General features: G+C 38.6%; 14 protein-coding genes. 2 read left to right on the forward strand and 12 right to left on the reverse strand.

The window, feature by feature from the left end; translation table 11 throughout:
• The first annotated feature begins 36 nt into the window (after nt 1-36).
• Complete coding sequence (locus tag ACY8DT_RS03195) at nt 37-1290, forward strand: serine hydrolase (RefSeq protein WP_462421499.1); 1254 nt, start codon at nt 37-39, stop codon at nt 1288-1290.
• Between the two features lie 45 nt (nt 1291-1335).
• On the opposite strand, the gene ACY8DT_RS03200 is transcribed toward ACY8DT_RS03195, so the two are convergent.
• The 3 genes from ACY8DT_RS03200 to ACY8DT_RS03210 form a co-directional block, all read right to left on the reverse strand.
• Nucleotides 1336-2478 carry a YheC/YheD family protein gene (locus tag ACY8DT_RS03200; RefSeq protein WP_462421500.1) on the reverse strand — a complete coding sequence of 381 codons (1143 nt, stop codon included), beginning with the start codon at nt 2476-2478 and terminating at the stop codon, nt 1336-1338.
• 472 nt (nt 2479-2950) lie between these two features.
• Entirely contained in the window at nt 2951-4417 is a 1467-nt protein-coding gene (locus ACY8DT_RS03205; RefSeq protein WP_462421501.1) for an acylphosphatase, read from the reverse strand.
• Nucleotides 4418-4461: 44 nt separating this feature from the next.
• On the reverse strand, nt 4462-5850 hold the full coding sequence (locus ACY8DT_RS03210) for a sugar-transfer associated ATP-grasp domain-containing protein (protein WP_462421502.1): 1389 nt from the start codon (nt 5848-5850) through the stop codon (nt 4462-4464).
• 388 nt (nt 5851-6238) lie between these two features.
• Here ACY8DT_RS03210 and ACY8DT_RS03215 point away from each other — a divergent pair, with 388 nt between their 5' ends.
• The gene (locus ACY8DT_RS03215; protein WP_462421503.1) at nt 6239-7912 is read left to right on the forward strand and encodes an ATP-grasp domain-containing protein; all 1674 of its coding nucleotides are present in this window, start codon (nt 6239-6241) and stop codon (nt 7910-7912) included.
• 524 nt (nt 7913-8436) lie between these two features.
• Here ACY8DT_RS03215 and ACY8DT_RS03220 read toward each other — a convergent pair.
• From ACY8DT_RS03220 to ACY8DT_RS03260, 9 genes are all read right to left on the reverse strand, one after another.
• Nucleotides 8437-9477, reverse strand: coding sequence for a CapA family protein (locus ACY8DT_RS03220; RefSeq protein ID WP_462421504.1), 1041 nt, complete (start codon nt 9475-9477; stop codon nt 8437-8439).
• Nucleotides 9478-9532: 55 nt separating this feature from the next.
• Nucleotides 9533-10966 (reverse strand): acylphosphatase, encoded by a 1434-nt coding sequence (locus ACY8DT_RS03225; RefSeq protein WP_462421505.1) that lies wholly within the window; start codon nt 10964-10966, stop codon nt 9533-9535.
• A gap of 22 nt (nt 10967-10988) precedes the next feature.
• Nucleotides 10989-12638, reverse strand: coding sequence for an acylphosphatase (locus ACY8DT_RS03230; protein WP_462421506.1), 1650 nt, complete (start codon nt 12636-12638; stop codon nt 10989-10991).
• A gap of 33 nt (nt 12639-12671) precedes the next feature.
• Nucleotides 12672-14291, reverse strand: a complete 1620-nt coding sequence (locus ACY8DT_RS03235) for an acylphosphatase (protein ID WP_462421507.1) — start codon at nt 14289-14291, stop codon at nt 12672-12674.
• A 31-nt stretch (nt 14292-14322) separates the two neighbouring features.
• On the reverse strand, nt 14323-15681 hold the full coding sequence (locus tag ACY8DT_RS03240; protein ID WP_462421508.1) for an ATP-grasp fold amidoligase family protein: 1359 nt from the start codon (nt 15679-15681) through the stop codon (nt 14323-14325).
• 30 nt (nt 15682-15711) lie between these two features.
• Nucleotides 15712-17742, reverse strand: a complete 2031-nt coding sequence (locus ACY8DT_RS03245) for a glycosyltransferase family 2 protein (RefSeq protein WP_462421509.1) — start codon at nt 17740-17742, stop codon at nt 15712-15714.
• Between the two features lies 1 nt (nt 17743).
• Nucleotides 17744-19579, reverse strand: coding sequence for a glycosyltransferase family 2 protein (locus ACY8DT_RS03250; RefSeq protein WP_462421510.1), 1836 nt, complete (start codon nt 19577-19579; stop codon nt 17744-17746).
• Nucleotides 19580-19597: 18 nt separating this feature from the next.
• Complete coding sequence (locus ACY8DT_RS03255; protein ID WP_462422215.1) at nt 19598-21277, reverse strand: ABC transporter ATP-binding protein; 1680 nt, start codon at nt 21275-21277, stop codon at nt 19598-19600.
• A 68-nt stretch (nt 21278-21345) separates the two neighbouring features.
• A complete protein-coding gene (locus ACY8DT_RS03260; RefSeq protein WP_462421511.1) occupies nt 21346-22125 on the reverse strand; it encodes an ABC transporter permease in 780 nt (259 codons plus the stop codon).
• Between the last annotated feature and the right edge of the window lie 28 nt (nt 22126-22153).

The raw sequence follows: 22153 nt of genomic DNA on the forward strand, positions 1-22153 counted from the left end.
ATTGAAGAAATGAATGTCAAAGCCCGGAAAATTGGCATGATGAATAGTAATTTTGTGAATGTTCAGGGCTTTTATCATAATGAGCATGTCTCTACACTCAGGGACATTGCATTGATGATGCTTGAAAGCAAAGGTTACAAAGATATGATGAGAATTATGGGCAGGAGAAATTTCGAATGTAATATTGAAGGAGTAAATGCCAGAAGAATCAAAGCAATCACCACAATTGAAAATTCAAGCGTGGATGATAATTACACAGTTTTAGCATCTAAAACGGGACGAATCCCCAGAGTAACTACAAATTTGGCAGTCATTGCTGAAACTAAAAATGAAAATACTTCATTTCTCGGCGTTGTTTTTAAAGGAAGAACACGCTATGAAGGAATGAGGCAGTTATTTGATATAGGTAATACAGTCATGCATAGTAAAACTGAAGTAGTGCCCCATAAATTGATGTTCAAAAATGGGAATTTTGATTTTGGAAATAAATATTGGAAAAATAACAGTGGTTCTTTTAAATTGGATTTCAAAGACTACTATACTTATCCTGCTAGTTATGTAGCAACTTCAAGAGGCACTTCAACACAGATACACACAGGCCGGCTCAACTTCATTCCCGGACATAAATATTACGTTTCCTGCATGGTGAAATGTACAAGGTACAAATCAGGGACACTCGGCTTTCAATTTACCGCTATCAAAAAGTATGAAACTGTCGGTCTGCAGAGAGTATCTGACGGCTGGGAAAAGATTTCCGGTGTATTTACTGCGGAGGAGGGTGCATCTCTTTCGAGAGTATATTTCGGAGGTATCAATAAAGCAGATCTGGACGGCAGAATCGACAATGTAACGATTATTGATTTGACGAAAGTATACGGTGAAGGTGAAGAACCAAGTAAATCTGAAATGGACAGACATGTCTATCATAATCTATCTGCAGGCAATGGACTCGTAATTAAAATGCCACAAACATCGATTCCGTATAACTTTGAAAACCTCCATGTACTCTTCGAGAAAGATTCCGAATCAGTAGGCTATCCTGCATCACTCACCAAAATCCTGACTGCCATGGTATTTTTAGATAATATCTCTGACCTGGATCGGAAACTTACAATTAGGCAAAGTGATATAAAAGGCGGTTCCGGCACGAAATTCAAAGCTGGAGACATCATACTTTTAAGAGATGCACTCAATATGATGCTGGTAGAAAGCAATAACAGCATTGCTTCTGCATTTTCACGTTTGGCCGGAGAGCAATTGATTCTTCGGGATAGAAAAATTGTTGATTAGATGAAAATATCCCCTGCTGCAGATAAATACGCAACAGAGGATATTTTATTTTGTAACTTTTGATTTTAAAGTATTCATGATTCTTTTCAAATTTTTTAGTGGTTTCAATGATGTTCTTAAAATATTTGATGATCTACCTTTATTGTTTTGTGATGAAATGTTCTGCTCGTTATTGATACCAAGTATTTTATGTTGAACATATTTATAATAATTACTTCTTAAATATGCTATTTCACCTATTATAGACTTGAATGCAGGGCCGTCATTGACTTCGAATAAGTACAGTTTACCATCTTTGCCGATACCTATATCAATTCCCAGAGACATTATATGTGTTCCTCTCAATTCCTCAACTTTATAAGGCAGAGTAACAGCTAATTCCTTGAGCTTTTCGTTTATCTCTTTCCATTTGTCATCGTAATTTGCTTTTAAAAATGGAATAGGATCCGCTATTCCGCCACCTTGATTGACGTTTGATATAACTTTTTGGCCAATACCTATTCTGATGTAATTTTTTGCACTTTCCCACTTGCCGTCTCTATTTTTTTCAACATGTATTCTGCAGTCGAAAGGATCGCCCTGAAGCGTCCTTGATACAATATATTTTTGTACCAGATACATCTGATTCTTTATTTTCTCTCTGTATAAATTATAAAATTCCTCTTCACTTATGCGTTTTTCTAATGTATTATGGCCAATTATATATGCATCTACTGTTTTCTCTACAATGAAGATTCTTTTGCCCTGAATACCATCAGACGGTTTTAACACAACCTTTGTATACTGTTCTAAATATTGTGATATGTCATTATAACTCAGCACTTTTCGAGTCGGCAATACTAAGTGAGAATACTCCGGGTCTTCTTTCAAATATTCCTGCAGTGCTTCTTTAGTTAAAACATTATTTCTGTTATCTGAAAGAAACGTCTTTTTTTTCAAGTAATCAGTCACGGGCTTATACTTCTTTTTAAAACAATATGGAGTAATATCTATAAATTCGGGTATCTCTCTTTCTTTGGTTACCCATTTATTATTTATTAACATTTTTCCTGTCAAAGTTTCTTTTTCTATATTGACGTCTGGCGGCCGGACAAAAATAATATCTATACCATAAGCTTTACTGATTAAAGCTGTAAGTTTTATAAGTTTGGGCGGTCTTCTATAAGTAGACATTACACCAACAAGCATTTTTAAATTATCTCCTCTATACAAACTTAGAAAACTTTCTACTTTTTATTACTGAGTAATATTTGAAATCCGAGCTTGAAAGTCTTACTGTTCACAGAAATTTTTGTTTCTTCCAATGATTCAACTTTACATTTTTTGTTTTTTTAATTACAAATCTTCTAGCATGCATCGAAGTGTTTATAAGATCATATGCAATCGTGACTTTTTTTGCTCTACTTGCTTTGATATTGGTATAGATTCCTCTATATATAATGTCCTTGGCAAGTTAAATTGCTCTAGGAAAACCGATTTTATTTGCATAATTATAAATGTTCTTATCAACAATTTTTATATGATGACGTTAGAAATCAGTAACACTACTGCGGTTGCTTTCGTATGATTAATTGAAAAAATTAACTTTGAGGATAAGTATATCAATAAATAAAACATCCTTGTAAAAACTTGAAACATATAATTTTACAAGGATGTTTTATTATTTTTTCTTAGTAGTTAGTATTTCAAAACCTAATTTCAAAGTTTTATCATCAATAAGAACTTCTTTTTCTTCTATTGATTCAACTTTAGATTTTTTGGTTCCTCTCTGACATATATCTCTAAATCTACCTAATTCTTTTTTATCCGCTCCCACTAAAAAAACCTCTATTGAACTGGAGCCATGCTTTCTTGTATATCCTTGTACGTCTCTTTTTAATGCTTGCTTTCTAATATAAGTCATATAACCTGTTTTCAGGACTTTTCCATGCACTATAAATTGTTTCCCATATAATTCATGAGTTAAATCAGGCGCTTTTTTTATGATTATTTCATCTGCTGACCAGGTTTTCAATGGCTCTAAAACACTATGGAAATCAAAATACCAAAGTGATTTTTTAACATTTATTGTTTCTGGAAAATAATAATCTATTATAGCTCCAGAAACATCTCTCCCTTTACCTTCCCAAGGGAACATATGGAAAGCAATTTCTGCCGTTGCATTTACTTCCAAAATAACCCCTTTTTTATTATCTTCTGGGTCAACTATGACATCCACACCTGCATGAGGTATAGCTGGAAGTGCATTCAATCCATCAACAGCAACTTGTTTTACCTCATCAGTTAATTCATCTGTAGAATCTAAAGGATCACCACCGGCTGATAGATTACTTACTTTCCTTAACCCTAGCGTTTCTCCATCACCGATTACGCTATCCAATGTCAACCCTTTTTCCTCCAAAGCTAGTTTAATTTCATAATCAACTTTGATAGGTTTTGACTTAAGATACGGATTCCCTTGTCTTTCTTCGTTCTTTAACTTTATGAGATCTTCAATAGAGTGTATTCCATCACCTTGAATATTGGCCGGAACTCTATTTGTTGCTCCTATTACTTTATCTCCTACGACATACATACGATATTCGTTTCCAAAATAATGTTTTTCCATAATAATCTCTGTATATTTATGTCTTGCTTTAAAATCTCCAATCGCATTTTTTAAAGATTCCGGAGTTTTAATATTTGTGTATACTCCTCTACCCATACTGCCTTTAGCTGGTTTTATAACAACTGGAAATCCTATTTCTTGTGCATAATCAAAAACACTATCATCATTTACGTTCAGGGTTTTCCCTTTTGTAACAGGCACACCTTTATCCTGAACGATTCTTTTGGTTTCTTCTTTATCCTGTGCTATATAAACAGATTTATTAGCTACTTTATCCCCTCTGGAACTGAGAAAATAATGAGTTTTCTGATCAGAACTTAGAGAGAAAAACCTGCCACTTATACTGCCATTTTTTCTTGCTAACTTACAAAATCTGGTTTCATCCTTATACCATCTTAGAGTCAAACCCCTTCTCCATCCTTCAAGAGCCACGAGATAAGCATCTAATTTAAAACCTGTTATATCACCTACTACCTCTTTAGGCAAATGTGACATCAGTTCAACATTTCTTGTGTACATAAGCATTCTCCTTAAGTGTTAACAATCAGAAAGTTTATATGCTACTACTTTCTCTTGATTAATGAACTGATTTTACGCAGTGGTGCAGTCAATTTCCAACTGGAACTTTGTTTTAATTTATTGTATTCTTTCTTGTATTTCTCATTTTCTTTTCGTAATAGCTGAAATTCCTCATCATTATCAACTTTTTTATTGAATTTGTTAATGCCTTCGTTTTTATCTCTCCATACAGATTCCAAATCTGCTTTTAAATTATGGATAAGTCTCTGTTTTTCTTCTTCCTCTTTTTTTATTCTTTCTTCTTTTCTTTTTTCTTGTTTTTTAACATAACGCTTTTCCAATATAGGTTTTTTTGTCTGTACCTCTTTTTTAACATGCTCCATCACTTCTTCTGTGATATCGCCGAACATAGATTTTTGTGAGATTAGTTGATAAAATGCTGTAGATCCAGCAAAGTTTGCTTCAATAAACACCGGTTTTCCATCTTTACCAACTGCAATATCCCAAGAAACTAAATCTACATGTAATAAATTTTTATGACTGTCTTTAACAAATTGCTTGAACTCTTCATAATTAGGAATTGGTTTTAGTTTTGCCATTTCAAATCCTGTCGTAGGATGATGCGTTATTATTTCTAGATTTTGACTAATACCATATTCAAAAAATTCTCCTGAATCTTTTATTCCAACTCGAGGACTGACATCTACACTTGCATTATCTCTGATATCATCATTGCTGCCAAATCTAGCAAATGCCAGGAGATATTTCACTTCATTTTTCCACCTGAATGTAAGCATTCTAATTGTATTTACCGATGCTGGATGGGGAGCAGCCATATTTGGATGTTGCTCTAACATCTCTTGAATAATAAAGTTCTCTTTGAACTTCTTTAATAATTGACGTATTGTCACATGTTCTTCACCAATATAAATTTTATCATGTTGTACCGTAAGTTTTTTTATCCCTGCCCCATTATTTGATTTACTTGGTTTAATAATCATCGAGCTATCAATATTTAATAAAATTGATTCCGCTGTTTCAGGATCAATAATATTATAATCCGGATCAAAATATTTTCCTCTAATATTCCTCAACACCGTTGTCGCTGAACGTGAAGAATCTATCAACAGATCATAAATATTTTTGTCACCATAATAATCTGTTAAGCTGTAATCATTAAATACTGGAAGAACTTCGTAATGCATAACACCCGCCGTAACCAGTCTCTTATCTTTTATACCTGTTAAATTCATATATGCAATGTGTAGCGCTGGATCAACTTTTCTATTAGTTTTGTTTTTCCAAAAATTTTGCACATCTTTAATTAAATTTTTATCCAATTTATCCATAAGACCAGCTTCTGACCATTTCTTAAAGTTTTTATTTTTAGTTAATATTCCTAATTCTTTAAATTCCTCATTTTCATTTGACATTTTTTACCTCCACCGAATAATGTTTGTATTTTCATAATAGCTTTACGAAAACTTACACAAATTTCATTATAATTTATTTTCTAAATTTTAGAAGTAGAATCAATATAGTATACTAATAAATAGATTAAACTGATGCTCCAAATTAACCATGATAGATTAAGATATTATATTATATATTTTATACAGTTGCAAACTTCGATATATACTGGTCAAATTTGTATCATATAACTGATGCCAATAAATTTCAAAATATTATCTGAAATTTAAAACTTGCATACTAATTCATCTTGTTACTTTAAGTGAATAAATTATATTTCTATGTTAAAATTTATAGAGTATGTTAATTATATTCTTCTAAAGACTATTTGATTTGGAAAGGATTAAAAAAATGGACCTTACAAAAGATAAACGTTTTTTAAACCATTTAATAAATTGTATACCTGAGAGTGCATATAATTATAGACTCAGCAGTTATACAATAATTCTTGAAGCTTGGAGGAGAGGTCTTTCTGTAGATTATCAGTTGAATATAGATAAAGCAGGTACTCTAATTCCAAATTTTTATATTAGTAATAAGGAAAAAACGCATAAGTTCAATATTTCTACAGGTGATACCGTATCAGCTAAAGCCAAAAAAATCGTAAAGAATAAACATTTAACTAAAGAATATTTAAGGAAAGCTGGCGTAAATACTCCTGAAGGTGAATTTTTTGAGTCTGATATTACAGATGAAGAAATTGTAGCATACTCAAATAAAGTAGGCTATCCACTAGTTGTAAAACCACCAATTGGATTCGCTGGTAAAGGTGTAATAGCAAATATTAAAAATGAACAAGAAATGAGAAGTACTTTAAAATATATAAGAAACCAACTCAATTATAAAACCGTCATCGTTGAAAAGCATTTCTACGGAGAAGATCATCGCTTCTATGTCATCAATGATAAAGTGATTGGTGTTATAAAACGCGAACCAGCAAGTGTTAAAGGAAACGGCACGGATACAATTGAAACTTTATTAAATTTAAAAAATAAAGATCGTAAAAAAATTCTCTCGATAACAAATAAACCAATTATAGTAAATGCTGAAACTAGAGAACAATTGCGAAAAATCGGCTATACAATGCAAAGCATACCAAAAGAAGGAGAAGTAGTCTTTCTAAAATCTAAAAGTAATATTTCTGCGGGTGGCGAAGCTGTAGACGTCACAGATGATATTCCTGAAGAAATGATTCAATTGGCTATTGATGCAACAAAAGCTATCCCAACTCTTGTTCAAGCTGGTGTAGATATAATGATTAATTCTGAAGATAATACTGGAGTTGTTTTAGAAATTAATTCCAGAGCATCAATCAGATCACATGTTTATCCCTCCTACGGGAAAGCTAGAGATATTCCTTCAGCTATTATTGACCATTATTTTCCAGAAACTAAAAGCTATAATCGAGAAGAAGCAAAGCAGCTTTATATTGATTATGATTACCTGTTTGGCTCCAGTCTATCAAGAAACGCTGCTAGAATTAAATTGCCTGAATTTCCATCTCTACCAATCGCTTTAAAGCGATATGTCATTTCTGGATGTAGTTACACAGAAAAATTAGCTGCTAGGATCCGAAAATTAGCTTTTAATAATAGATTAAATGGTTATATAAAACCAATAAATAATTCCATTGTTGTTGTTGTTGGTGGTAATGATGATAAAGTTAATTTATTTTATGAACAGTTCAATAGATATATTAAAAAAGTGTCAAAAGGGGCTAAAATTACTACCAAACCAAGAACAACCCCAATCTCTCATGGATTCAAAATTATCGATCAAAATTTTGTAAAAGTAAATCAGAGTCGTGCGTCAAAAAATGATTTAGATAAATATAGCAATCTCCAGAATGAATATCATAAATTACAAAAGAAATTGGCTAAATATGAACAAAAAGAAAGTATCATGAACATTACAAAGAAACAAAATCTACAACTTAAAAAACGACTTAATCACATGGAAAAAAGTACATCTTGGAAAGTGACACAACCTATTAGGTCCCTTGGAAAGTTTAGAAAAAAAGACTAATTAATAGGGATGGAACAGAAAGCCTTTAAAACTAAGAAAAATGGCGATGCATTTTAAAATCAAGATGCATCGCCATTTTTCATGTCTATTTTCATATTTGTTCGCAGGAGGCCTTTCATCATATTTATATTTTTTCTTCTTTTCTTTGTAGTAGGTGATGAAAGGAATTAAGTCGGTGCGCTCATAGTCATCCATAATCATTTTGTAATTCGATTCACTTCTATAACTGGAGCCGCCCACTATTTCATCCAGTATATGCTGGAATGCTTTCCACCAAAATTTTCACGGCAAGCGAGATATCATATTCGGGCAGGAGGACTTCTAAATCGAGTGGCAGCGTGATTTGCTTTTTGCTATAATCTTTATATATAAAGTTCCTTCTTTCTTTGTTGGTTTCGTCACTTACATTGTATTAAGAAGGGCTTTGTTTTGTCTTCTATTTATATAAGAAATGCCCGCAGTAAAATGTGAATTTTACTGCGGGCATTCAATTTTAGTTAGGGCTTATGTCTCACCCCTATTTATTATCTCAATTCAATCTCAGGCATCCAACTTTTGAATCTATTACTCAGCTCACTATAAATATCTAGAGCGTCAAATTCACCATGTAATGTTTTCAAATATGGATTTTTTTCTATATATTCAAGGAAATGGTACATTTGATATCCACCTTTCCGATTGGCATCAACATAAGTAAGGTCAATCGCTGGATTTTGTATTTCAATACCAGGTTTTTTCTCTGAATTCTTTATTATATCTAAAGAGAGCACACCGCCTATCTGCCTGTACACTCCTTTCTGACCTGAATAAAAATTCCCTAGTGAGTATATGACAAATGATTTTTTCCCTCTGGAGTTTATTATCCATTCCGCAGGTTGAAGAACATGTGGATGGTTTCCAATAATGACATCCGCACCTGCGTCAGAAAGATAAGCAGATATTTCTTTTTGATAGGATATTGGATAAAGCATAAATTCTCTGCCATAATGCAATGATACAACTATTACATCAGGCTTTTTTTCTTTTTTTAAAAGCTCAATATCCGTTCTTAGTTTTTTAAATCTAGGTCCGCTGATTCGATTCAAGAGATATGTTTTATCTTTTGGTGCAAAATCTCCCATATGAGTAGCACTATAAGATAAAAAAGCACATTTAATACCATTCTTTTCAATAACTCTAAAATCTTTTTGATCTTCCCTAGATTTATGAGATCCAACATACATTAAACCAGCTTTTTCAATATTTTCTATTGACTTTAAAGCACCTTCTTCACCAAAATCCATTGTATGATTATTAGAATTTGTAACAATATCCGTTGAGAAAGACTTAAGGTTTTCTACTAATTCAACTGGATTATTAAATTTTGGAAAAGACTCTAGCCCCATCTCTTCTCCTGCTACTAATGATTCTAAATTTACAACAGATATATCTGCAGCTCCTAATAGTTTTTTTGCAGGTGCCATTTTATCAGTAAAATCATAGCCACCACTTTTTATTTTACTTATATTGTATATTCTTGAATGAAGTAGTACATCACCAGTTGCAGCCAATGTAATTTTAGACATTGCAAACCTCCACATAAAATTTTATATAAAATATATATTTACAATTGACGCTATATCAATTACTCCTTATTTCAAATCCTATTTGAATACCCTTTTTCCATACATGCTCTCTGATTTTATTAACTTTGGATCGTTTTGGACCTTCAAAACAAAGGTGTTTGAAACTATCTACTTTCTCTTTTTCCAATCCACCGACAACCACTGCAACATCACCATTTTTCAAATTACGCGCATAGCCGTGGAGTCCTTCTCTGATTGCATTATTTTCAGCCCATATTCTATAACCGACTTTTTGAACTTTGCCAGAAATGATATAGCGCTTGGCATAGAGCTCACCCACCGGCGCATCGGTAATCTCAATCTGTTTGATGGAGTTACTTCTTAACTGCTTAAGGATGACTCTGTAATCGAAGTAAAGCATGTTACTTCTTATCTGATTCTTTGTTTCTGGAAAATAATAATCAATTATTTTTTCTGCTACATTCTGTGATTCACCGAACAATGGGAAAGTATGCAGAGCGGTACTTCCTGTAGAATTAATTTCAATAACAACCGCATCTTCATCGTTTACAATCATATCGACCCCTGCATGGTGCAGATCCGGAATGGCTTTTACAGCGGCAACAGCAACTTCTCTGACATCAGGCCTGATCGAGTCAGTGACATCAATTGAATCTCCACCTGCAGAAATATTGCTTTCACCTTTCAGATAAACTGTTTCGCCTTTATCCGGCACATGAGACAGCTGCAGATTCTGTTTCTTCAGATAATCTTTCATTCTGTCATCAATTTTAATCAGTCTGGTCACTGTATGCGGATTTTCTTTTCTCGATATATTTTTAGCAACAATGAGTTCTTTGATTGAACTTGTACCATCTCCGGTCACATTGGCTGGAATACGTTTAGTTGCAGCTGCGATTTCATCACCGACCACATAAACACGGATGTCTTCTCCCTCGATATGCTGTTCTGCAATAAAATCGCTATAGTCAAATGTTTCTTTAATATACTCCAGACTTTCCTTGAAAAATTCCTTCGTCTGGATGTTAGTTGTCACGCCTTTGCCAAGACTGCCGAAGGTTGGTTTCAATACGAAGGGGCTGTTTTTTTGAAATATTAATTCTGTCACTTCTTCTACAGACGTTTCGCTTGTGAAGCTAAACCCTTCAGGAACGGGTACACCTGCATTTTCCAGATATTTTTTTGCCAGTTCTTTATCAGTACCGATATCGACCGCTTCATTGGATATTTTATCTCCTCTTGTCCTGTAGAAGAAGTGTTTTTTGTCTTCTGACGAAAGTGAGAACAGTTTACCTACCGGATCAAAGCCGATCAATTTCATGTCCGTTTTAGCAGTACGGTGTTCATAGAAGGTCAGGGATAACCCCCTGCGCCAGCCTTCAAGTGCTACCAAATAGGCATCTATATTGAATCTGCGTACACCTTTCAGCATTTCTTTGTCCAGCCAAAATGGATAAAAATCTGCCATTTAATCCCTCCGTAACTAAAGTCTACTGTGACTTTCTGTTTTTGACTTTTTCACCCAGTGTTCTCAGTGGAGATGTGAACTTCCATGAGGTACTGTTTAAAATATGCTTATTATCTTTGACGACCCTGTCTCTTTGTTTTCTAAGGTGGACCAGATCTTTATTCATACGGCGCAATGCATGCTGGACTGATTTAACACTTCTTGTATTATATTTTTCAGTGATTTCAAATCCGACCGTCACCGGCTCATCCCATTTTTCTTCAGTAATATTTTCTACTTTGGAAGCCTGTGGGTAATTTGATATCTGTTCTTTAAATTCATTGATAACCGCAGTATCCGTACCTGCAACAACAATTTCAATTTCATTAAATACAGTATTCTTCACATAACCATGCAGATTCCTGTCAAGGGCGCTTTGTTTCAGCCAGCGGTGATAATTGTGACGTTGTACCTGACCTGTCACTACGAATCGCTTGATGTGAAGTTTGCCCATGGGTGCGGGTGATACTTCAACTTCAATCGCCGATCGATTTTCAAGAGGCTCAAGTACATTGATGAAATCGAAGTACACCTTGGATTCGGATGTATCAATATGTGCAGTTTCCGGAAAATAATAATCTATGATTGCACCTGGAACGTCACGTGCAGTCCCTCTGAGCGGGAATAGTGCACCGCCAATCTGCGCAGTCGGATTCAATTCTATGACTACTGCGGGCACATTTTGAGCTCTATTTTCATTTACGATGATATCTACCCCACCGTGTATAAAACCGGGTAATGCCTTTAGAGCATCTACAGCAATCTGTTTAATCTCATCTGACAGGTCATCTGTTGCATCTAACGGGTCTCCCCCTGTCGACACGTTCGTTTTTTGTCTGAGATAAATGCGTTCTCCCTTTTCAGGTATGCTCGTCAGAGCGTAGCCGGCCTCCTGGATGAATTCCAGAATTTCTATATCCATTTCAATCAAACAGCTGTTCAGACGGGCATTCTTTCGTCTTTCCCTGTTCTTCAAACCGATCAGTTCTTCGATGTCATGCTTGCCGTCACCGATGATATTTGCAGGTTTCCTGTTATAGATTGCGACCACTTTGTCATCCACTACATAAACCCTGTATTCTTCGCCTTCGACATGCTGTTCTACTATGACTTCCTTATAACCCAGATCATGACGGACATACTTCAATGCCTTCAGGAAACCTTCATCATCCTGTATATTCGTGACGACACCGTTACCCTGACTGGCATTCGTGGGTTTAAAAACGATTGGATAGTCAATTGTTTTTGAATACTCGATAATCTCTTCATCTGTTGCTTCCGGTGGAAATCCTTTACCCAGAGGTACAGGAACGCCTTTTTCCAGTAAAATTTCTTTTGTCTCATCTTTTTCTGAACCGACTTCCACTGCTTCATTGGAAACCAGGTCTCCGCGCGTCCTAAAGAAATAATGTGTTTTCTCATCGCTGGACAGGGAAAACAATCTCCCTGGCGGATTGACACCAAAAATGATCATATCATCGAAATGTTCTGAGTCTTTTGTATACCATGTCAATTTAAGACCTCTGCGCCAGCCTTCTATGGCAACAGCAAATGCATCCAGACGTGTTTTTCTGGCATTCTTAACAATATCTCCGGTCAGTTGAGGCAGGCTGATGCCTTCATTTCCTTCCATTTATAATTCCTCCCTGTGGAATCTTTTAAATATTTATTTTTTGAACTTTTTAATTACTCCGCCCGCCAGACGCACTGGCAGTGTGACTTTCCAGGAAGTACTGCGATGAAATTTTCTGTTCTCAACTTCCGCTTTCTTTCTTTCATATTCAGTAATATCCAGTTCTCTTTTATATTCCTTCAATTCTTTCAACTGTGTTTTCAGATCTGTTTTAATTTCAAATCCGACTTTGATCGGCCCTTTGTATTCCTCTTTCTCGATTTCAAATACTTGAGCCCTCTCTTCATCTTCCCAAAATCCATTTTCAAAATCATCGACCATCGCAGGGTCTGTACCACCGACAATGACTTCGATTCCCCCATCTTCAAGATTCATGACGGAACCATGAAGGTATCTTTCAAATGCCTGTTTCCTCAGTCCACGGTGATAACCGATATTTTGAACATCGCCTGTGACAAAATACTTCTTCGCAAAAATTTTTCCAGACGGAGATGGTGTGACAGTCGTTGTTGCAGCATCTCTGGATTGCAGCGGGTCGAGTACATCATAAAAATCAAAATAGGCGCGTGTCCTGTCAATGTCGTGATTTTCAGTCTCCGGAAAATAGTAGTCAATAATCGCTGAAGGTACATCTCTCGATTTCCCTTTGATTGGAAACAGTAATCCGCCAAGCTGTGATGTTGGATTCAATTCTATAACATATGCTTTCTCATTTTTATCCAGAATCATATCCACTGCACCATGCTCCAAGCCTTGTACTGCTTTTAAGGCGTCCACCGCCGAATCTTTCACTTCCTGTGATATTTCATCGAATATATCGACAGGGTCGCCGCCGATTGAAATATTTGCTTTATCACTGAGAAAGACCTGCTCGCCTGCATTTGGCACAGTCTTCAAATTATAATTTTTTCTTGCCAGATAATCTTTCGTTTCGTCATTGACAATTATCGGGCAGCTGATCAGTCTTGGGTTATCGTTCCTGATTTCATTTTTCTGTTTAATCAGCTGTTTGATGGTAGAGCTTCCATCCCCTGTAACATTGGGAGGGATACGGTGCATTGCTGCGATTGCCTGCTTGCCGACTACATATAATCTGTAGTCTTCACCTTCGATATATTGTTCTATGATGACATCTCTATAGCCGAGTTCTTCACGTACATAGACAAGTGCATTCTGGAGTTCTCCTGAGCTCGTTATATTGGAGACGACACCTCTTCCAAAACTGCCGTCAGTCGGCTTTAATACGATGGGATATCCCAGGTCTTCTGCGTAACTGATCAGCACTTCATCCTGCGCTCCTTCAGCGAAACGCTTTCCTTCAGGTATCAATACACCTGCATCTTTAAGGGAGTCATTTGTCTTTTCTTTGTTTCTGCCGATCTGAACAGCTTCATTTGTCACTTTGTCTCCGCGGGATCTGAAGAAATAATGCGTCTCTTCTTTAGAGCTCAATGAAAAAAGCTGCCCGGGACGCTCAACAAACCACGTTTCCATTTCCTTAAACTTTTCAGAGTCTTTCACATGCCATCTTAACTTCAATCCTCTGCGCCATCCTTCAAGAGCTACGGCATATGCGTCCAGAAAGTTACCTTCAACTTCAGAAACAACTTCATTTGATAAATGCGGCAACCATTCCGTTCTATTCTCTTCCATTCGTAAGTCCTCCTAAATTCTAAACACTCGTCTATCTTTGGCTTAAGTCCATATATGTTCCGAACGTTTTGTGATTGATTAAATCGTACGTCAGCCTGCCTTCTGCTTCAAGGAAATAATCTCCCATCCACTGGTCGGTCTCAACATCAAAATCGTCATAATTTCCCGGTTTTGGCGTGAATTCACCGAATATAAGTCCATCTTCAGATCTCAAGAAGTCTATTCGTATGAAAGGGGCCGGAATCTCTTCACTTATCTTTGCTGCCATTTCAATCTCTTCTTTGGTGACACCTTCACCATTAAATGGTTCATTGTCATATTTCCCTGTGTGAACCCGCCTGCCATCCGCTGTCCACCAACAGTATTTCAGCTCAGGATATCTGTTGATTTCAAGTATAAGGCCTACTTTCCCATAGAAGCAGTAGAATTTTATATCGCTGCCGGGTGTTTTATTCTCTTTATCTTCAAGAATCAGTTCTTCAGCCATCCAATCATCTTGCACTACCCATCCAGATTCCAGATCCTGTTTCATACTTTTTACAAGTTCCTCGGTGCTGCTTAGTTTCCTTGCACGTTTGAGGTCAATTATATCATTAAAGTCATGGATGAGGTATACGCCTCTCGCCCCTGCTCCGTCAGCGGGTTTGATCACTGTCGACACTTCGAAAGGGAGCGCTTCTGCGCGATACGTTCTTCCTTCCGTCCACGGTCTTCTGATCTTCAGTCTGTCCATGAATTCATAAGCTGTCTGCTTGTCATCCAATACATATTCAGGCAGGAATCCTGTCAGCTGGTACTGTCTAATCCTCATGTTAAGGCTCGCTCTGAACGAGGCAGCGTCTTTCAGCTGCATGTTATCTGTCAGTGCCTCTCTCATCATGAATTCAGGAATATCTTCGATTTTAAGGCCGGGAAGAAGCGTTGAATAGATTGCCGACTTGTAGTCATCCTGTTCATTCATAAATAACCTTCCGGCATATGTAAGTGCCTGGTTGTAGTTTTCATCATGGCGGTTCTTCTGTCTGACCGCTTTTTCTATATAATCGATGAGATTGGCATCATTTTTCATTTCTCTTACAGATTTTTGAATTTTGACGCTGTTCATTGAAGTACTGTCCAATTTTGCCAGCTGAAGTGCTTCTTTGGTTTCCAGGAGTTCTTTACGTGTAGTTTTCAATTCTTCCTCAAGTATGTGGATTTCATTATCAACTGCATTCTTTTTCCCCAGTTTTTTCAACGGCCCTGCTGATTTATATGTCCTGCTGCTTTTAATCTGATGCGTACGTTTATCCGCTGCAGATCTTTCCCGCCCAGCTTTGTCTATTTCAGCTTTTGTGTGAATCAACGCTTTGATCAGTTTGTGCTTTTCCTTCTTTTCACTGTCAGCCATAATTTTCACCGCCTTCTTCTTAACAGAGTTTTAAATGATCCAGTCATCCAGCCTGTGCGCATAGTCTGTCCAGTTGTCAGCTGTCAGTCTGATATGCTTTTCATTGATGGTTTCACGCACTTTATCATTTACTGGATACCATTTTACCTCTTTGCCAGCATATTCTGAAGCATTTCGAGTACACTGCCTCAACTCACTGAAAGTATCTTCTATAACACCCCGTGCAGCTTTTGCTCTGATGACCGGAATATATTCCTGATGATCTTCAAATACACCTGGATGTTTAATGATCATTACCTCGGCATTCACAAATTCCCCGTAAACGATCATCTGTACATGGCTGCCGTCTATCAGCTGTCTGATGCTGTCGTCGATTTCCTTCTTGATGCTGAAATCATAATGAGCCATCTGCACGAGTCCTGTACGGAGTCCGCGCTGTTTATTGAGCTGTATTTCCTTGATGGTATCCTGATGACGGACCCCGTCCAATCTGAAATCTGCTATGATGACGACATCAAAATGTCTGTATCCGCCTGTTTTCATTTCTCTTTTCATCCACAGCGGTTCAGGTACCGGGTATGCACGTTCGGTCTGATTGAATGGGTAAGACAATGCGAGTCTGTCCACATGACTATGGAACCGTCTGTGCACTTCCGCATATTCTTTTCTAATGCCCATCAAAAATCCTTTATAACCGAAGGCTGAACTGCTTGTGAGTGACCCTGCAGCCTGTCTTGGAAAAGAAAGCGGTCCGCTGTCGAGATCTTTTACCGCACTGCTGCCGAATACAACTGCGATTCTTTTTTTATACTCACTGTCAGCTGCAAAACGTACAGTATCCCAGTAACCGATATTTTCTAAAACTTGCCGTCTTCTGAACATCAGAGATGACATATTTGAAAAAACATAAGTTCCGGGAGTGCCTCTTCTATGCAGTTTCAGTTCTTCGGTCAATCGTGCATGGGCGGATGTGTTGGCAATGATATTTTCATTGTCCATCAGGTGTTTGGCCTGTGTTTCAATTTTTTCAGGATGGGACCAGTCATCAGCATCATTGATCGTGACGAACTCGCCTGCCGCTTCTTTCAATGCGATATTTCTAGCGACATACGGCCCGCTGTTTTCAGGTGTGGACAGAAGTTTTACCCTGCTGTTCTTTTCTGCATATCTTTCAACTACTTCTCTGGTATTGTCAGAACTGCAGTCATCAACAACTATGAGTTCGATATTTTCCCATGTCTGACTGAGGATCGAGTCGATTCCCGTTGTAATCCCTTCTGCAGCATTGTAGGCCGGCATGATGACTGTTACTTTCGGTCCGTGTGCCTTGCGCGGTCTTACTGCCGTCAGGTCCTCGTATGTGCTGCCGTTAAATTCAATGGGTGAAAGATTATAAACGCTGATTGCCTTATTCACCCACTTTGTACGTTCATCCAGACCTTCTTCCAAGTTCGCCATCGCAAGATAGATATCCGGATGGTTTTGGTGCATGACCGTCTTCAAAATTTTCCTGGCAGACGTTCTATGGTCCAGCCTGTCTGCACATTCTGCAGCGATGATTGCGGCTCTTCTTAAAAAATCTTTGTCCTTAACGCCGTGTACTGCCTGCGGTAAGTATACAAATGCCTGCTCTGCACCTGTTTCGGTGTATTTATTGGCGTGCCAGAGTGTGAGCTCCCAGGCGATCGCTTTTTTCAAATTATTATTTTTCGTCGTTTCATACAGCTGTTCCAGATCTTTCAGCGCTCTTTTGGTAAAACCCAGTTCGTACAGATGATAAGTATACTGCTTCAGCTTATTCTGTGCATCTTTTCTTCTGTAGGAAGGACTGTACAGCTGTTTACAGTTTCTTCTGCCGAGTGCGTAGGCACCGGTCGTACGGACAAACCCCTTTAAATTTCCAGGGATGTTTTTTGCATTATTGATGAATTTTTCTGCGGCATTGAATTCCATCTGTGCTGTTTTCAGGTCGTGGATGGATTCTGCTTTTTCTGCCTCGCTTCTTGCAAGCACGGCCTGCAGCTGCTGCAGTTCCGCTGCGAGCTGTTCTTGTTTAAGCATCCTAAACATCCTCCGCTCTTTTACCGAAATACTCTTCGATCCGCTCCAAGACCTGTGCTTTATATCTGCTTTCAACCGTTTCCATGTTTTTTACCGTGACATTTTCCGCCTTTATTTCCGGCCGGTATTTCTGCCATGTAAGCAGCAGTTCAGGCTCTGTTATAATCAGTTGCCTTGTCCTGATTTTCTCACCATAGACAAGCATCTGCACTTTATTACCATCCAGTACATTCCGTATATTCTGCTGAATGCCGCTTTGGAAGTTTAGATCATATTCATAAAGCTGCACCAGTCCAATGCGTCCATATTCCTTTTTCAGTTCATTGATTTTGTAAATATGTCCAGTACTGTTCTTTCTGAAATCTCCTGTCAAAACGACATCAAAATCTCTGTAACCGTCTGTTTTTCCCTCTCGTACAGGCCACATCGGTTCAGGCACCGGGAATGGCCGTCTCACCTGGGGATAGGGGTAGTAGAGACCGTCTGCCGAATCATGATAATATTCAAGGCTCTCGACATACTCTTTTCTGACGCCCATGAAAAATCCGTCATAACCGAATGCCGAACTGCCGGTCAGTGACGATACGGATTGTCTCGGCAGTGACAACGGTCCGGATTTCAAGTCAACATAACTTTTCTGCCCGAATGTTTTGATCAGCCGTCTCTTGAATTCACCGTCTGCTGCAAAACGCACACTGTCCCAGTAGCCGAGTTTTTCAAGTACTTGATCTTTTCTGAACATGATCGACGACATATTCGGAAATATATATTTGCCGGGCGTCCCTCTTCTGTACAATGTCAAATCTTCAGTCAATCTTGCGTGTTCTGAAGTATTTGCGATGACTTTATCATTTTCCAATAGATGTCTGACCTGAGTTTCAATCTTCTGTTCGTGGGACCAGTCATCCGCATCATTGATCGTGATGAACTCACCCGTCGCTTCTTTCATAGCGATGTTTCTTGCTGTATACGGACCGCTGTTGGTTGGTGTGGACAACAGTTTTACCCTTGGATCTTTCCTCGCATATTCCTTGATGGTTTCAACTGTGTCATCCGGACTGCAGTCATCCACAGCGAGCAGTTCTATGTTCTGCCATGACTGGGAAAGTATAGACTCTATTGCGATTCTGATTCCGAACGCCGCTTTATACGCTGGAAGAATCACTGAAACTTTCGGTTCTTCATGTACTTTTTTGTTTTTATCAGAAGATAATGTAACCAGATCATCGTAAGTCGCTGTATTGTAATCTGTTTTAAAACCGATCGGCTCTAAATCATATATCTCAAATGCTTTGTTGATGATTTTCATGCGTTCTTCGATATCTTCTTCAAGATTTGCCAGCGCAAGATACAGATCTGGATGCGGGGCGCTGGTCAGTTGTTTTTCCAGCAGTTCACGGGCATGTTCTTTATGGGACAGACGGCCGAAGCATTCTGCAGTGACAATGATGATTCTTCTCAGTTGATCAGGACTATTTTCACCTTCTGCCGCCTCCGGCAGAAACTTTACCGCCTCTTTGGCACCTTCGACAGTATTTTTATTGGCGTGCCAAAGACTCATCTCCCAGGAGATGAGTCTTTTCATTTCACTATTCTCTGTTTCCACCAGAAATTCACGCATATCTTTCAATGCTCTTTCGGTGAATCCCAGATTATACAAGTGGTGCTTCAATGCTTTCAGCTTCCGTCTTTCACGAAACTTCTTACCGTTAAGCAGCCGGGTGATATTTTCTTTCTGTTTTTTTGAAAGCATATCACCAATCTGTTTCCGCTGTTTTTCACCCATCACTGAATAGACGACCCAGTCCACAGGCTTTGATATTAATTTTTTCAGCATCAAAACACCACTTTCATACTATTTATTAGTCGTTTTCTGGTTTACTGCCTGATTCTTTCCCGGCTGCTTCCTGTTCACAGTCCCAGGGCCGGCTTTCTTATTTACCACTTTCTGCTGCTGTCTGTTGGCGGCTCTTCTGTTGACCTGGCCCTTGGCGGCGCCCTGTCTTCGTCCGACAGGACGTTTCTGTACCGGTTTTTTAAGCAGCCCTTGAGATTCTTTATACTTATATACCGCTTCTTCTGCAGTCCCGTCAAACATCACCCGTCCCTGGTCCATCCATATACCGCGGGTACATATTTTTTCAATGAATGACAGGCTGTGGGATACGATGATCACCACTTTTGCCCGGCTCATCATTTCCTGTATACGTTCGCTCGCTTTTTGCTGGAACGCAAGGTCACCTGTCGACAGGGCTTCATCAACGATGAATATATCGGGTTGCAGATTGGCTGCGATACTGAAGCCGAGACGTGCTTTCTGACCGCTCGAAAAATCTTTTACAGGCTTTTTGACTTTGTCGCCAAGCCCGGTGAATTCAATGATTTTGTCATATTTTTCATCCACCCGGCTTTTTGGAATTCCCAGCAGAAGCGCATTCAGATAAATGTTGTCCTCGCCTGTGAGATGGGGATTGAAACCCGTTCCGTAGCCGAGCAGCGCCGAAGTTTCTCCGTAGAGCTCCATATGCCCTTCGTCCGGTCTCAGAATTTTGGTGAGTGTTTTACATAGCGTGCTCTTACCGGCACCGTTGTGGCCGATGATGCCGACAACTTCGCCTTCCCGGACTTCGAAGTTAACATCTTTCAACGCCCAGAAATCACCGGTGGTCAGCTTATATTTAACACTGACATCATTCGCACGGATAACGACATTGTCCGTCATATTCGTTTCAGTCTTTCTAAGCTGCAGTTTGCCGCGCCTTCTTTGAATGTTCCGCTTCGGTACAGTCGCGCGGTAATTCGCAATGACCGTCTTCGGGTCGCCGATTTCCCGGACTTCCCCGTTATCGAGCCACATGATCCTGTTACAGTTCCGCTGTGCATATCTCAGACTGTGGGTGACCAGGATGACCATTTTCGCATCCTTTACGAGCGACTTCATCTTCTGTGAGGCTTTTTGTGAAAATTTTCCGTCCCCGGTATTCAACGCTTCATCGATGACCAGTATTTCTGGGTGGAGGTTGGCCGCCACACTGAAACCGAGCCTTGATTTCATTCCGCTTGAATAATACTTCATCGGCTGCTCGAAAAAATCGCCGAGGTCTGAAAAGTCCTTTATATCCTGAATGTATCTGTCGATTTCCTTTTTATCGATGCCTAGCATCAAACCGTTCAAATAAACGTTTTCCCTGCCGGGCAGTTCCTGATTGAAACCCATGCCGAAACTGAAGAGCGCAGTGACCTTACCCTTCACTTCCATCACGCCGTAATCCTCTTTCAGAATACCGGCGATTATTTTGGACAGCGTTGATTTCCCTGCACCATTCGATCCGATGATACCGAGTATTTCGCCTTCTTTCCCTTCAAAACTGATGTCCTTCAGCGGATTTACAAGATGTCTCTCCGGCAGTTTCCAAGTCTGAAAAAAGTCGAGTATTCTGGATTTGAAATCTGCGGCATGGTTTCCTGAGAAAAAGCTGATACCGACGCCTTCAGATTTTATCACCGTTTTTTTATTGTCAGTTTCTTCATTCATTTTTGAATCTTCGCCTATAGCCAATTCAAAAACCCTCTTTTTCTTAAATTCGTTTTCGCTTTCAGTCTTTACATCGCTTTGATTATCTTATATTCATTTCTGCTGTAGTACCAAAGCATGAACACGATTACTGCAGTGGATACTATAAAGATGATACCGAGACCAAGAAAATTCGGCAGGCTCGCATACATCAATATATCTCTGTAGGCTGTGACGATTACGGCGATCGGGTTGTATGTCACTGCCCAGCCGTACTCCGGCGGCAGTCTGCCGCCTTCCCAGATGATCGGGGATGCGTAGAAAAATGCACGTGTGACATATTGGAGCACGTTTTCAATATCCCTTACAAAGACCGTCACAAAAGCAAGAATCATACCGATTGCCAGCAGGAATGTCGTCTGTATGATGATCAAGAGCGGCAGAAATACGATTTCCCACCCCGGCATCACACGGAACCACGCCAGGAACCCTGCAATCACTATGAACCCAAATGAAAAGTTGAACAGCTGGGTGAGTGTAAATGATATCGGGAACAGTGATTTAGGCAGATAGACCTGACTCACTATCGAACTGTATCTCATGATGGAACCTGATGACGAGTTCAATGTCGTACTGATACAACGCCAGACAATCAGCCCGATGACAAGGAACAGAGGAAAGTTCTCTGTATCCCCCCGGTCCAATATCACTACGATAAGAAAATAAAAAACCAATACGTTAAGAAGTGGATCAAGCAGCCACCATAAATAGCCCAGGTAGCTGTTGCGGTGTTCCGCTTTTAAACCGGATCTCACTAAATAATATAACAAGTCTTTACGACTTAACATTTCCTTTAAATAAGTTTTCATAATTAAAAATGACACCGCCTAGTTTACT

The organism is Salinicoccus sp. Marseille-QA3875, from assembly GCF_054950095.1.